The following is a 14,387-nucleotide window of genomic DNA, read 5'->3' as shown; positions in this document are numbered from 1 at the left end:
TACTCTCGTGCACAGGCTCGTGGTCCTCTGAGATTCGGATGTCTTGACAACACCCATCACAGCAGGACCACGAGCCGTTCTACGTCAACGACGCGACGCTCCCCATCACCACGAACCGGGAAGAGCCACATAACTCCGCGAAGCACGAGATCGAGGTGGTTCGGGTGCGTCGACTCGAGCAGAATGAACCGGCCGGCCACCAGACCGGCAGAGGTCATAGCAACAACCGCAACCTCGGCCGTGGCTACGGCTACGGCTACGGCTACGGCTACGGCTACGGCTACGGCTACGGCTACGGCTACGGCTACGGCTACGGCTACGGTCTCAGCAACGACCTCGGCCTCGGGCCCGGAAACGGTCCAAGTCCCGACTGAAGTCTGGGTCCCGCCCTAGGCCTCCGGCCGCGCGGCCGCAGTCGCGCTCTCACGAGCCTGGGTCTCGGACCCGGCTGCGACCTCGGCATCGGGAACCGCACCCGCCGCCCCACTCGCACGGGCACCTTCTCCAGCCATCTCACCCACGCTGGCACTCGCACCCGCACCGGCCCTCTCACCAGCGCCGGCACTCTCCGCAGCCTCGGCCGTCTCACCAGCCCCAGCGCCGCCACCAACCGGCACCGTCACCAGCAGCACCACCGTGAACAGCGCCGCCACGACGAGGAACAGCGCCAGCCCCGTGAGCCCGTACCCGGCTGCCCACTCCCAGTTGGCGACCAGCAGCACCGCGAGGACGACCGCCGCACCCGCGGCAGCTCCCCCGCGCGCACGCCGCCGCGCATCGCCGGTCAGCCGCCAGCCTCCCCCGAGCAGGCTCACCGACACCAGCGCGACCATGTTCACGATCATGCCGACCCACACGGGGTGCGTGCCCAGGTAGAAGTCCGTGGCGCTGAAGCCGGAGAGCGCGTACCACCCGAACCCGGCGCTGAACCCGCCCAGCAGCGATGCCATCGCCCCGGACCGCGTCGCCACCGGCCAGAAGAACGCCGCGAGCACCGGTGCGAACGTCGCGCCGTTGCGCAGGGTCCAGGCCATGATGTTCCACCACGCCGATTCCTCGGCCCGCAGGATGCTGAACCCGATCATCACGACTGTGAGGACCACGAGCGCCACGCGGGTGTACCGGACCAGCTGCTCCTGGCTCGCCCGCGGACGCAGCGCACCGCCCAGGTCGCGCCCCAGCGACGTCGCCCCGGAGAACTGGCACGGACCCGCCCAGCCCAGCGCGCACGCCCACATGCCCAGGAAGAACACGGCGGCGGCCCACGGCGGGACGGTCTGGGTGATGTACTCGGAGATCGCGATGAGCGGCAGGCCGTCCCCGGGCATGACGCTCGCGGCACCGATCCCGACGACCACGCCCAGGATGATGAGCGGCGCACCGATCACCGCGGCGAGGAACAGTCCGCGCTGGCCGTCCTCCGGGGTGCGAGCCGACATCGACATCTGGAACGCGGCCTGCGCGAGCGGCACGTTCACGATGAAGGTCCCGAACCACGCGACGATGAGTGACACCCCCGCACTCGAGGGCGCGGTCATCTGCGGGTTCGCCGCCGTGAACTCCCTCAGCCCGTCGATCCCGGGCGACGCCAGCAGCGCCCACACGCCCACGACGAACATCGCCCCGATGACGATCACGTTCATCGTCTGGCTGAAGGCGACCGACCGCATCCCGCCGAACACCAGGAACGCGAAGAGCACCACGGCCGTCAGCGCGATCGACTGCCACAGCGACACATCGGTGATGACGGTCAGGGCGGACGCGAACGCGATCGCCGTCGCCAGCGAGTACATGGGGAACGTGAACCCCGTGATGACGGCGCTCACCCCCTGCGCCGCGCGGCCGAACCGGTCGCCGATGATCCCCGTGACCGTCACGACCAGCTTCCGGCGCAGTGGCTTCACCAGCAGCAGCGCGATGAGGATGATCTGGACCGTCTCTGCGACGCCGTACCAGATCGCGGAGACACCGGTCCGATAGCTCAGCTCCACGATCGCGATGTACGACGACCCGGAGAACAGGCCGGTGATGCAGAACGCCACCGTCCACGGGCTGAACGACCGGCCGCTGACGAAGAAGTTCGCACCCTTCTCCTGCCGCGCGACGACCCACCGGCCGCCGACCACCAGCCACACGGTGTAAGCGAGGGCCAGACCCAGCGTCCACAGCCCCACAGTCGTCATGCGCGGGCTCCTGCTCCATCGGCGTTCACCACGGTGAGGAACGGGCGAGGGCCCGTGACGCCCTGCGTCGAGTAGCCCCACGCGGAGTTGCTGAGCGCCTCCGCCGCGCGGTCAGACGCCTCCTCCGTGAAGGACCACACCACCTCGAGCCCTGTGCGCGCATCGCGCAGCAGGTTGATCGCGGGGCAGATGTGCTCGGCGTTCGCGGCGAAGCCGATGAGCTCCACCTCGTCGCGCTGCTCGGTCGCCACGACGATCTGCAGCCGGTAGGAATAGAAGTAGGGCTGGACGTCGGCGGAGCCGCCGAGCCCCCTCGTGTCCTGCTTGGCGAGCGTGTAGGTCTGCACCGCGGACACGGGGAGCCCCCGCCGCTCCGCGAGCTGGTCGATGACCACCGTGATGCAGCTGTTCACCGCGCCGGCGAGGTACTCCATCGGCGTCGGTCCCTGGTCACGGCCGCCGATCTTCGCCGGCTCGTCGGACACGAACGTGAAGTCCCGGATCCGGACCTCGGTCTGCTGCGAACCGGTACCGACCCCCGCTGCGCGCAGCGTCTTCGCGTGCGCGGGCGAGGTCGCCTCGCGGAAGCGCGGGTTCGCGGAACGACCCGCGGCCGAGGCGGCAGAGGCACTCGCTGCCGAGGCTGCGGAGGGATTCGCGGACGGAGCACCGGACGAGGTCGCGGAGGGCGTGGGTGTCGACATGGAACCGAGGCTAGGGGGTGACGTGACCGCGTTCGTAAACTCGTGTCACATTCGTTCACGGACCGACACAGATCACACCCGAGTCAGGTCACACCCGAGTCAGCCTCGGCGGCGTCGGCACCTGCGTTCGCACGCCGCCGGGTTCGGCACGAGCCCGTCGGTGATCGCGACGGGCACGGGCGTGCGGCAGACCTCGGGCTCCCGTGACACCGGTGCGGAGCAGTCCGGAGTCGTGGGCCCGCCGGACCGGCGCACGCACGAACTGACGCGGGAGGTGTCCTCCCGCTGCAGGAGCGGCCACGCCCGGATGCAGCGGGCGCTTGCGACGAACGATTCGAGAAGAGGAGAGCGTCCCATGACGATCGCCTCAGAAGTCGTTCGGCGCGTACGGTGCGCGCTCGAGCGAGAAGAGGGCCCGCGCTCTGATCGCGGCGTCCTCCGATCGTTTGGAGATCCGCCCCGCCCTGCTCAGCACGACGGGATCGGCACCGCCCAGGTACAGCGACCCCAGCTCCGGAACGCCGAGGCTCAGATCCGCCGCCCTGCCCTCCGCGGAGTCCGAAGACTCTGCGAGGCGCTCCACCGTACCGTTCGCCCCGTCGGAGGTGAGCCGGAAGACGCCCTCCGCATAGTCCATGTCATCGTGGACGGCGAGCGTGATCGACCCCGCCACGGAGTACGGCCTGGCCTCCAGCGACTTCTTGACGTCGAGGATCCGCAGCCACATTCCGTCGCTCTGGGCCTGCACCCGCACACGCCGGGGATCGGTCAGCAGCCACGGCAGCGGCGACTGCTGCGAGGCGTACCCGAACTGCACGCGCTCCACGAGGTCGACCGCGCCGAGGAACGCCCACAGCGAGGAGTACGCCGCGTCGCTCGCCGCGATGAGGTCGAGCACCTCGAGCGTCGCCGGCTTCACGTCCCAGCCGGCGAACCGATAGCTCACGTACCCGTCGGGCCTGCCGTCCTCGTCGTAGTGGAGAGCCGCACGCGTCGCGAGGTCCTCCTCGTCCGTCGACAGGTTGAGGTCGCCGGACGCCACATCGACGTAGACGCGCTGCCTGCCGGCAGCACCGGGGGTCATCTGCTGGAATCGGTCGTAGAGCTCCGGGCCGAGTTCCCGGAGCACGTGCGGGTCGACCATCTCGACCCGGCGGTCCGGTTCCACCGCCATCTGGAAACCTGCACGGGTGTCGACTTCCACCTCGTTGTACCAGGTGGCAGCGCCGAAGCCGAAGCGCCGGTAGATGCTGCCCTCTGTCACGGTCAGCGCGGCGAACGGGTACCCGTTCTCTGCGGCACGGGCCAGGTTCCCCGTCATCATGCTGCGCAGCAGCCCGCGCCGACGATGTGTGGGCCGCACGGTCACCCACGTGATGAGGTGGGCGGGGATCAGTCGTCCTCCGCCCACGTTCACGGTCTTCTCGAAGTGGGCGAACGTCGCCACGGGGATCTCCGGCGGCAATGCCAGCTGCGGTGCGTTGTCCGCGTACACGGATGTGAACACCCGCTCGTCCGCCATCGCCCGTTCTGTCCTGCGGAGGAGCTTCTTCCCCTCGACGCGCTTGTCATGGAACCCCGCGCGCACTGCCTGCATGTACGCCGTCGTACGCGCATCAGGTGCGCCGTTCTCCAGGGCCGGTTCAAATGTCTCGAAGCGGTATTCGGTCACCCTTCAACCCTATAGCACTCGAGTCGGGCCGCCGGGGGATCTGGCTCTGGGATCGTCCGGGCGCCTGCTTCGGAATCGTTCGAGCACCCGGCACGAGATCGTTCGAGCACCCGGCACGAGATCGTTCGAGCACCCGGCACGAGATCGTTCGAGCACCCGGCACGAGATCGTTCGGGCATCCGGCTCGGGCCGCGAGCGTCTAGCGCGCCGCGCGGTCCTCACGCCTGCGCCGCCGCATCCAGCGAGGCGCCCACGGAGCGGGGAGAGGCACTCCCAGTGTGCCCAGGAAGCCCACCAGCAGCAGGACGAAGAGGCCGACGGCGAGCGGATCGAACACCTCCCCCGGCAACGGGACACCCAGTGCGGTCAGCATCGACTGGGCTGCCACGAGCAGGCCGAGAACGGCGAACGACGGGATGAGGTAGAGGAAGACGCGGGAGGTCCATGTGCCGTACCAGCTCTCCCCCACCCAGTAAGCCGGGTAGAACCAGGACCACCACACGGCAGCGACCGCAGCACAGACGCCGATCGCACCGGGCACGGCTTCCACTCGGACCTCCTCTGCTCGCCCGTCTACCACTCCACCCTCGACGATCGACGATCCTCCGCGACGATCCTCCGCGACGACCCCACAGAAGATCCCACGGACGAGTGGGGCGGGGAGGGGCTGCTGCCCTTCCCCGCCCCACTCGTCAGCCGACTGCGCCCCTGCGGACCGTCGTCAGCAAAGCGACCTGTTCAGCACTGAGAACCGCTCAGCGCCTCAGCGATCAGCGTGCTGCGGTGCCCTCGACGTAGTCGTCGTCCGAGTCCTTGAGCCATGCGAACATCTGGCGCAGCTCGCGGCCGGTGGCCTCGATCGGGTGCGTCTCCTCCTTGGCGCGCAGCTCCTTGAACTCCGGAGCGCCTGCGGCCTGGTCGTCCATGAAGCGCTTCGCGAAAGCACCGTTCTGGATGTCGCCCAGGACGGCCTGCATGTTCTCCTTGACCTCCGGCGTGATGACGCGCGGGCCGGAGACGTAGTCGCCGTACTCGGCGGTGTCGGAGCAGGACCAGCGCTGCTTGGCGATGCCGCCCTCGACCATGAGGTCGACGATCAGCTTGAGTTCGTGCATGACCTCGAAGTAGGCGATCTCCGGCTGGTAGCCGGCCTCCGTGAGGACCTCGAAGCCGTACTGGACGAGGTGCGAGACACCGCCGCAGAGCACGGTCTGCTCGCCGAAGAGGTCAGTCTCCGTCTCCTCGGTGAAGGTCGTCTTGATGCCGCCTGCGCGCAGGCCGCCGATCGCCTTCGCGTAGGCCAGAGCCGTGCTCCACGCCGAACCGGATGCGTCGACCTCGACTGCGACGAGCACCGGCACACCGCGGCCGTCGACGTACTCACGACGGACGACGTGGCCGGGGCCTTTGGGCGCGACCATGACGACGTCCACGCCCTCGGGCGCCTGGATGTAGTCGTAGCGGATGTTGAAGCCGTGGATGAAGACGAGCGTCTTGCCCTCTGCCAGGTTGTCCTTGACGGACTCGTTGAAGATCTCCGCCTGGACCTGGTCCGGCGCGGCGATCGTGATGACGTCGGCCCATGCGGCGACCTCGGCCGGCGTACCGACCGTCAGGCCCTCCGCCTCGGCCTTGTCGCGGCTCTTCGAGCCCTCCTTGAGGCCGATGCGGACCTCGACGCCGGAGTCACGCAGGCTCAGCGAGTGCGCGTGGCCCTGCGAGCCGTAGCCGATGACGGCGACCTTCTTGCCCTGGAGGACGGACAGGTCTGCGTCATCGTCGTAGAAGCGCTCTGCTGCCATGGGATTTCTCCTTCTCGAAAGGTGGGATACAGATGTCCGCATCCCAGCGTAGTACGGGCCCCAGCAGCCCGGAACTCTGTCTCAGATGTGTGGTTCAGCGCCCGGATGCTGTGATTCAGCGCCCAGCGCGGTCGGTCATCGACTTCGAGCCGCGACCGATCGCGAGCGTCCCGGACTGGACGATCTCCTTGATGCCGAACGGCTCGAGCACCCGGTGGAGCGCATCGACCTTGTCCTGCTCGCCGGTCGCCTCGACGCTCACCGCGTCGACGGCGACATCGACGATGCGGGCGTCGAACATCTCCACGACGGCCTGGACCTGCACCCGGACCGCGGCATCGGCCCGGACCTTGAAGATCATGTGGGCGCGGCGGACCGAGGTCTCCGGTTCCAGCTCCACGATCTTGATGACGTTGATCAGCTTGTTGAGCTGCTTCGTCACCTGTTCCAGCGGTGTGTCCTCGACATCCACGACGACTGTGATCCGCGACAGCCCCTCGAGCTCCGTGGTGCCCACGGCGAGCGAGTGGATGTTGAACCCGCGGCGGGCGATGAGGCCGGTGAAGCGCGTCAGCACACCGGGCTTGTCCTCGACGAGGACGGACAGCGTATGGCGGCTCATGCCTCTTCACCTTCCTCGGATTCGCCGGAGAAGTCCGGGCGGATGTCACGGGCGTACTGGATGTGGTCGTTGCTCACGCCGGCGGCCACCATCGGCCACACCATCGCGTCCGCGGGGACGACGAAGTCGATGACGACCGGACGGTCGTTGATGTCCAGCGCGCGCTGGACCGCCTCGTCGACCTCCTCGTTGCGGGTGACGCGGATGCCCTCGCAGCCGTACGCCTCCGCGAGCTTGACGAAGTCCGGCACCCGCACGGACTCGTGGCCCGTGTTGAGGTCGGAGTGCGAGTAGCGGCCGTCGTAGAACAGCGTCTGCCACTGGCGGACCATGCCCAGCGACGAGTTGTTGATGATAGCGACCTTGATCGGGATCTTGTTGATGACGCAGGTCGCGAGCTCCTGGTTGGTCATCTGGAAGCATCCGTCGCCGTCGATCGCCCAGACCTGGCGGTCAGGCTCGCCGACCTTCGCACCCATCGCGGCGGGCACGGAGTAGCCCATGGTGCCCAGACCGCCGGAGTTCAGCCATGCCTTGGGACGCTCGTACTCCACGAACTGCGCGGCCCACATCTGGTGCTGGCCGACGCCCGCGGCGTAGACGCCCTCGGGGCCGGTGAGCGCGGAGATCCGCTGGATGACGTACTGCGGATCGCACAGTCCGTCGTCGTTCTTCTCGAAGCCCAGTGGGAAGCTCTGCTTCCACCCATTGACCAGGCCCCACCAGGAGGGCCTCTCCGCGGCCAGAGCCGCAGAGTGGTTCGTCCGCAGCTCGGTCAGCAGGGCATCGAGCACCTCCGCGGCATCGCCCACGATCGGCACGTCCGCGATGCGGTTCTTGCCGATCTCTGCGGGGTCGATGTCGGCATGGATGACCCGGGCTCCGGGCGCGAAGCTCTCGAGCTCACCGGTGACCCGGTCGTCGAAGCGGGAGCCGATCGCGATGAGCAGGTCGGACTTCTGGATGGCGGCGACCGCCGGGACCGTCCCGTGCATGCCGGGCATGCCCAGGTGCTGCGGGTGGGAGTCCGGGAACGCGCCGCGGGCCATGAGGGTCGTGGTGACGGGGATGTTCGTCGCCTCGGCGAGCGCGAGGAGCTCCTTGTGGGCGCCCGAGCGGATCACGCCACCGCCCACGTAGAAGACCGGACGCTCGGCCTCCGCCATGAGCACTGCCGCTTCGCGGATCTGCTTGGCGTGCGGGCGGTTCACCGGACGGTAGCCCGGCAGGTCGAGCTCGTCGTCCCAGCGGAACTCGAGCTCCGCCTGCTGGGCGTCCTTCGTGACGTCGACCAGGACCGGTCCGGGGCGACCGGTGCTCGCGATATGGTGCGCGGAGCGGATCACCTGCGGGATGTCCTGGGCGTTGGTCACGAGGAACGAGTGCTTCGTGACGGGCATCGTCATGCCCACGATGTCCGCCTCCTGGAAGGCGTCGGTGCCCAGCAGCTTGGACGACTGCTGGCCCGTGATCGCGAGCAGCGGGACGGAGTCCATGTGCGCGTCCGCGATCGGGGTGACGAGGTTCGTCGCGCCCGGACCGGAGGTCGCCATGCAGACGCCCACGCGGCCGGTCGCCGCCGCGTAACCGGTCGCCGCGTGTCCGGCGCCCTGCTCGTGGCGGACCAGCACGTGGTTGATCTGCTCCGAGTCGAGCAGCGGATCGTATGTGGGGAGGATCGTGCCGCCGGGGAGGCCGAAGACGGTGTCGACGCCCAGCTGCTCGAGAGCGCGGATGATCGCCTGAGCGCCGGTCATCACCTCCGGCTGCGAGCGCGAGCCGCGGACTGCGGCACCGCCCGGAGCGGGCACGGGACTGGGAGTGGGGGTGGCGCGGGGTGTCTGCGCCGGTGCTGGGCCTGCCACGATGGGCTCCTTCGTGTGATCGATTCCCTGATGGACGCCTTGCGCGGCGTCCTCATGCCCCGCTTCCTCTTCACGCTCAGCGCCCCGGGATGGAGCACCTCGCATAAAAAAACGCCCTTCCGTTCTGGAAAGGGCGCGCGGGAAGTCGTCAGTCGACAGCTACGGGGTCACCGCGCGCTGGGTAATGACGACGAGAAGGACGTTCATGTGTGAGAGGTTACAAGCACGATCGTCCGCGTGTCGAATCTCGGCTCGTCGCGTCTCGTACGGTGAGACATAGGTGTCTCGCGTGTCCGGTGTAGACGGAGTCTGCCGCGTATCCTGGAGCGCGATGGCCACACACTCTGTTGATCGCGCCGACGATCGCGCAGCCGATCACCCTGTCGATCACGCTGTCGTCGCGGATCCGCCCCCACTCCCCTGCGCGCACTTCGATGCGGGCCGGTGCCGTTCGTGCACCCTGCTGCCCGTCCCCACCCTGCGGCGCCTCGACGATATGCAGAGTGAGATCGCGGCGCTGCTCGATCCACACGCGGCGAGCCACACCGATGTGCACGCGGCCAGTCCGACCGATCCGCACGCGGCCGGCCCCGCCGATTCGCACGCGGCCAGTCCGACCGATCCACACGCGGCCGGCCCCGCCTATTGGCAGTCGCCCGCCTATTGGCAGCCGCCCGTCCGCAGTCCCGAGGCCGGGTTCCGGAACAAGGCGAAGATGGTCGCCGGCGGCACCGCCGAGGCTCCCACGCTGGGACTCGTCGACGTCGAGGGCCACGGGATCGACCTCTCCGACTGCCCTCTCTATCCCCCGGCGATCCACGCGGCACTGGCCGCACTCCCCGCCCTCATCCGACGGGCGCAGGTCTCCCCGTACGACGTCGCCCGCCGTCGCGGCGAACTCAAGCACGTCCTCATCACCGCGTCCCCCGACGGCGAGCTCATGGTCCGCTTCGTCCTGCGCACCGCACGACCGGCCCCTCGCCTCCAGGAGCACATCGCCCTGCTCACGGACCCCGTCGCCGCGAACGGCTTCCAGGTGCGGGTCGTCACCGCGAACATCCAGCCCGAGCACGCCGCCGTCCTCGAGGGCCCCGACGAGATCCACCTCCACGGGGACGAAGCGCTCACCGTCCGCCAGGGCCGCATCCCTCTGCGGGTGCGCCCGCAGTCCTTCCTGCAGACCAACACGCACGTCGCCTCCCAGCTGTACGAGCAGGTCGCCTCCTGGGTCGACGACTGCGCGCCTGCTGAGGCAGCCGCCGCCGAGGCGCTGGCCGCCACCCAGCGCGACTCCCCCTTCGTCGTGTGGGACCTCTTCTGCGGTGTGGGCGGCTTCGCACTGCACTGCGCGAAGCCCATCGGTGACGCCTCCCGGAAGGTGCTCGGTGTCGAGGTCTCCGAGCAGGCCATCGACTCCGCGACCCGCACGGCACAGGACCTGGGCCTCGACGTGGAGTTCACGACCGCCGACGCCGCTCTGTTCGCCACCGGGGACGAAGACGGGGGTGCCGCCAGGGACGGGCATGCGCACCGCCCCGACCTCCTCATCGTGAATCCCCCGCGGCGGGGCCTCGGCCGGGATCTCGCCGCGTGGGTCGAGGGCTCCCGCGTCCGCGACGTCATCTACTCCAGCTGCAATCCGACGACGCTCGCCCACGACCTGCAGACGATGTCGTCGTACCGCATCACCGCCGCCCGGCTGCTCGACATGTTCCCGCACACCGCCCACGCCGAGGTCGTCGTCCGCCTGCGACGCGGCTGACGGGTGCCGCCGGTTCAGGCAGCAGCCGGGCCGGTCAGCACCCCCGGCACAGCACTCGGCATAGGATTGGCCCACCATGCGTGATCTCCTCAGGTTCTGGCCGGACATCCGTCCCCGGGCATGGCGCTACGCGGTGAGCATCCTGCTCGCGCTCTTCTCCACGGGCATCGGATTCCTCATCCCCGTCCTCACCGGTCGCGCCGTCGACGGGCCGATCGCCGACCACGATTACCGCGGCCTCGTCCTCATCGCCCTCCTGGTCGTCGCCGTGGGCTTCGCGGAGTCCCTCGCCCAGCTCATCCGCCGCATGATCACCGCCGGCATGACCGCCGACTGGGAAGTGCTGTGGCGCCGCCGCCTCTTCTCCCACCTGCAGCGCCTCGACATCACCCACCACGACGAGTGGGACTCCGGCCAGATGCTGTCGCGCGCCACCAACGACCTCACCCAGCTGCGCCGCTTCACCGCGTTCGGCCTGCCGTTCCTGGTGATCACCCCGTGCCTGGTCGTGCTCGGCGGCGTGATCCTGTCCTTCATCCAGCCGGTGTTCGTCGTCCTCCTCGTGCTCATGAGCCTGCCGACGATGGCCGGCGTCGCGTGGTTCAACTCCCGCTACAAGATCGCCGCCCGCGCCGCACAGGACACGATGGGCGAGGTCTCCACCTCCGTCGAGGAATCGGTCCAGGGCATCCGCGTCCTACTGGCCTTCGGGCGCAGCCCCTGGGCCGCGCAGCGATTCCGCCTCATCGTCGAACGCCTGCGCGGCCACGAGCTGGAGAAGGTCCGGCTCGACGCGTGGCTGTTCGGCGCGATCATGCTGCTGCCGCAGCTGGCGCTGGTCGCCTTCGCCGCCGTCGGCGCGTGGGGCGTCGTGACCGGCTGGGCGACGCTCGGCCAGACGGTCGCCGCGATCACGCTCATGATGTACCTCCGCATGCCCATCGAGATGTTCGGGTTCCTCCTGGCCGACGCGCTCATGGCCGCGACCGCCGCCACCCGCTACTGGGAGCTCATGGATCTGGAGCCTCGGATCACCGATCCCAAGGCGGCGGAGGCCGCCGCTGTCACCTCGGCAGCCGCTTCCTCGCCTGACCCCGCTACTGGCGTGCTCGAGTTCGACCGCGTCGTCTTCCAGCACGAGGATGCGGAGACTCCCCTGCTCGCAGGCGTGGACCTGCGGATCGCACCCGGTGAGACGCTCGCCCTGGTCGGAACGACCGGCACCGGGAAGACCGCGATGACGGCACTCGTGCCCCGCCTCTTCGACGTCACGGAAGGCGCCGTGCGCGTGGACGGCCACGACGTCCGGGACCTCGCGCTCGCGGACCTGCGCTCCCGCATGGGCGTCGCGTTCGAGGAGCCCATCCTGTTCTCCGCGTCTGTCAAGGAGAACGTCGCGATGGGCACGCAGTCCGTCGACGGCGGCACCGCGATCGACGAGAACGGGGTGTGGGAGGCGCTCGAGATCGCCCAGGCTGCCGATTTCGTCCGCGCGCTGCCGGACGGCCTCGACACCGAGGTCGGCGAGCAGGGCCTCTCGCTGTCCGGCGGGCAGCGGCAGCGCATCGCGCTGGCACGCGCCGTCGCGGGCCGACCGCGGTTCCTCGTCCTCGACGACCCCTTGTCCGCCGTCGACGTCGACACCGAGGACCGCGTGCAGGAGCGCCTGCGCACCGTGCTCGCTGAGACCACCGCCCTCATCGTCGCCCACCGGCCCTCCACCGCGGCGCTGGCCGACCGCGTCGCCGTCATGGACGACGGACGGATCCTCGCGGTGGGCGGCCACGAGGAGCTGCTGGGGACCTCGGCGGCCTACCGGAACCTCATGGGGGTGGAGGTATGAGCGACCACTCAGACCAGGAGCGGCGCAGCCCGCACGAGCCCGACACCCTGCCGCCGGACATCGCGCAGCGCGCCCGCAGGCTGCTGTTCGATCTGGCGCGGCCGGAGCGCACGGGCTACCTCGTGCTCGTCGTGATCCTGCTGCTGTTCGGGATCGGCAACGCGATCGGCCCCGCCCTCATCGCGCAGGCGATGGACCGCGGCATCCCCGCTGCGATCGACGGCGACACGACCGCACTGGTGATCCCACTGGCTGCGTTCCTGCTGGTCACCCTCGCCACGGGTGTCGCAGACTTCTTCGGCACGAGACTGACCGGCACGCTCGCGCAGCGCCTCATGGTCTCGCTGCGCCGGCGCCTGTTCGACCATGTCCAGCGCCTGGGCATCGCGTACCACGAGCGGTCGACCTCCGGCAGGCTCGTGTCCCGCCAGACATCCGACATGGAGAACATCCAGGTCTTCCTCACGGGCTCGCTGCAGGAGACGGCGATCGGACTGGCCGCGATGGGCGCGATCGCCGTGACGCTGATCGTCATGGACTGGCGGATGGCGATCGTCGTGTTCCTGGGCTTCATCCCGCTGCTGTGGGTGTCGATCGTGTCGAACCGCGCCCAGCGCCGGAATCAGCGCCGCACCCGCACGGCGATCGCGAAGGTCATCGTCCACATCGTCGAGACGCTGGGCGGCATCCGCGCCGTCCAGTCGTTCCGCCGGGAGGACGTCAATGACCGACGCATCGTCGAGGAGGACAGGGAGTTCCGCAACGCCACTGCGGCCAGCCTCCGCAACACCGCGTGGTTCGCCGCCGGCACGCGGCTGATCGGCAACCTGTCGATGGCGGCGGTGCTGCTGGTGGGCGGCTGGCTGGTGATCGGCGATGCACTGCAGGTCGGCATGCTCACCGCCTTCCTGCTGTACGTGCGCCGGTTCTACGGACCGCTCGACGAGCTGGTCCAGGCGTTCACGATGTACCAGTCCGCGTCCGCCGCGCTGGAGAAGATCACCGCCGTCATCGACGCCGTGCCCGAGGTCGTCGAGCCCACCAGCCCCACCCCGCTGCCGGCGGTGCGGGCCGGGGGTCGCCGGGTCGAGTTCGACGACGTCGCGTTCTCCTACGGCGACGGTGTTCCGGTGCTGCCGCGGTTCGACCTGGAGATCCCGGCGGGGCAGACCGTTGCGCTCGTCGGGATGACAGGTGCGGGGAAGTCAACGCTCGTGAAGCTGCTGACCCGGTTCTACGATCCGACGGCCGGCCGGGTCCTGATGGACGGGGTGGACCTGCGAGAGGTCGCGGACGACGACCTGCGCAGGGCGGTCGTCATGGTGACGCAGGAGTCGTACCAGTTCGGCGGATCGATCGCGGACAACATCCGCATCGGCAGGCCCGGGGCGACGGATCAGCAGGTCAGGGACGCGGCGGATGCGGTGGGGCTCACCCCGTTCATCCGACGGATGCCCGACGGCTTCGACACGGACGTGCGCAAGCGCGGCGGACGACTGTCATCCGGCCAGCGGCAGCTGGTGAGCTTCGCACGCGCGTTCCTCGCGGACCCGGACGTCCTGGTGCTCGATGAGGCCACCGCTCACCTCGACATCCCCTCGGAGCGGCAGGTGCAGGAGGCACTCGCGACAGTGCTGGAGGGACGGACTGCGGTGATCATCGCCCACCGCCTGTCCACCGTGGAGATCGCGGACCGGGTTCTCGTCATGGACGACGGTCGGCTCGTCGAGGACGACACTCCCGCCCAGCTCATCGCGTCCGGCGGACGGTTCGCGAAGCTGCACGGGGCGTGGGAGGACTCGCGGGCCTAGGGCGTGTCCGACAAATGTTGTAGCCACGCAATTGCTGCGTTGAGCACGATTGCTGCGCGGTAGACGATGGCGAGTTTGTCATAACGAGTGGCCAGTCCCCGCCATTGCTTCATGCGGCTGTAG

12 protein-coding genes and 1 pseudogene are annotated in these 14,387 nt (G+C 69.2%); 5 read left to right on the top strand and 8 right to left on the bottom strand.

Annotated features, from left to right (window positions below; genetic code table 11):
* Positions 1–164 precede the first annotated feature (164 nt).
* Positions 165–374, top strand: coding sequence for a hypothetical protein (locus BSP109_RS14955; RefSeq protein ID WP_101601686.1), 210 nt, complete (start codon positions 165–167; stop codon positions 372–374).
* A gap of 15 nt (positions 375–389) precedes the next feature.
* Here BSP109_RS14955 and BSP109_RS14950 read toward each other — a convergent pair whose 3' ends face one another.
* The 7 genes from BSP109_RS14950 to BSP109_RS14920 form a co-directional block, all read right to left on the bottom strand.
* Positions 390–2,183, bottom strand: a complete 1,794-nt coding sequence (locus BSP109_RS14950) for a sodium:solute symporter (RefSeq protein ID WP_101601684.1) — start codon at positions 2,181–2,183, stop codon at positions 390–392.
* Complete coding sequence (locus tag BSP109_RS14945; protein WP_101601682.1) at positions 2,180–2,887, bottom strand: OsmC family protein; 708 nt, start codon at positions 2,885–2,887, stop codon at positions 2,180–2,182. Before BSP109_RS14945 ends, BSP109_RS14950 begins: the two co-directional genes overlap by 4 nt.
* 367 nt (positions 2,888–3,254) lie before the next feature.
* The gene (locus BSP109_RS14940) at positions 3,255–4,559 is read right to left on the bottom strand and encodes a GNAT family N-acetyltransferase (RefSeq protein WP_101601680.1); all 1,305 of its coding nucleotides are present in this window, start codon (positions 4,557–4,559) and stop codon (positions 3,255–3,257) included.
* A gap of 199 nt (positions 4,560–4,758) precedes the next feature.
* Positions 4,759–5,109, bottom strand: a complete 351-nt coding sequence (locus tag BSP109_RS14935) for a hypothetical protein (RefSeq protein WP_101601679.1) — start codon at positions 5,107–5,109, stop codon at positions 4,759–4,761.
* A gap of 220 nt (positions 5,110–5,329) precedes the next feature.
* Positions 5,330–6,403 (bottom strand): ketol-acid reductoisomerase, encoded by a 1,074-nt coding sequence (gene ilvC, locus BSP109_RS14930; protein WP_146001185.1) that lies wholly within the window; start codon positions 6,401–6,403, stop codon positions 5,330–5,332.
* Between the two features lie 73 nt (positions 6,404–6,476).
* The gene (gene ilvN / locus BSP109_RS14925) at positions 6,477–6,983 is read right to left on the bottom strand and encodes an acetolactate synthase small subunit (protein WP_087008077.1); all 507 of its coding nucleotides are present in this window, start codon (positions 6,981–6,983) and stop codon (positions 6,477–6,479) included.
* Positions 6,980–8,740 (bottom strand): acetolactate synthase large subunit, encoded by a 1,761-nt coding sequence (locus tag BSP109_RS14920; RefSeq protein WP_374700175.1) that lies wholly within the window; start codon positions 8,738–8,740, stop codon positions 6,980–6,982. The genes ilvN and BSP109_RS14920 overlap by 4 nt, the downstream gene beginning before the upstream one ends.
* 123 nt (positions 8,741–8,863) lie before the next feature.
* On the opposite strand from BSP109_RS14920, the gene BSP109_RS17360 reads away from it, so the two are divergent.
* The 4 genes from BSP109_RS17360 to BSP109_RS14905 all read left to right on the top strand — a co-directional run bounded on the left by BSP109_RS17360 (position 8,864) and on the right by BSP109_RS14905 (position 14,264).
* Entirely contained in the window at positions 8,864–9,061 is a 198-nt protein-coding gene (locus BSP109_RS17360; protein WP_180959774.1) for a hypothetical protein, read from the top strand.
* Between the two features lie 118 nt (positions 9,062–9,179).
* Positions 9,180–10,610, top strand: a complete 1,431-nt coding sequence (locus BSP109_RS14915; protein WP_101601673.1) for a methyltransferase domain-containing protein — start codon at positions 9,180–9,182, stop codon at positions 10,608–10,610.
* A gap of 76 nt (positions 10,611–10,686) precedes the next feature.
* The gene (locus BSP109_RS14910) at positions 10,687–12,453 is read left to right on the top strand and encodes an ABC transporter ATP-binding protein (RefSeq protein ID WP_180959772.1); all 1,767 of its coding nucleotides are present in this window, start codon (positions 10,687–10,689) and stop codon (positions 12,451–12,453) included.
* Positions 12,450–14,264 (top strand): ABC transporter ATP-binding protein, encoded by a 1,815-nt coding sequence (locus BSP109_RS14905; protein WP_101601672.1) that lies wholly within the window; start codon positions 12,450–12,452, stop codon positions 14,262–14,264. Before BSP109_RS14910 ends, BSP109_RS14905 begins: the two co-directional genes overlap by 4 nt.
* On the opposite strand, the pseudogene BSP109_RS14900 reads toward BSP109_RS14905, so the two are convergent.
* A pseudogene (locus BSP109_RS14900) lies at positions 14,261–14,387 on the bottom strand (IS5/IS1182 family transposase); the annotation flags it as partial. The gene BSP109_RS14905 and the pseudogene BSP109_RS14900 sit on opposite strands and share 4 nt — an antisense overlap.

The sequence above is a fragment of the Brevibacterium sp. Mu109 genome (genome assembly GCF_900169375.1).
Lineage (GTDB): Bacteria > Actinomycetota > Actinomycetes > Actinomycetales > Brevibacteriaceae > Brevibacterium > Brevibacterium yomogidense_A.
Note: the sequence above shows the minus strand (reverse complement) of the source record. Positions and strands in the feature narration are given on the sequence as shown.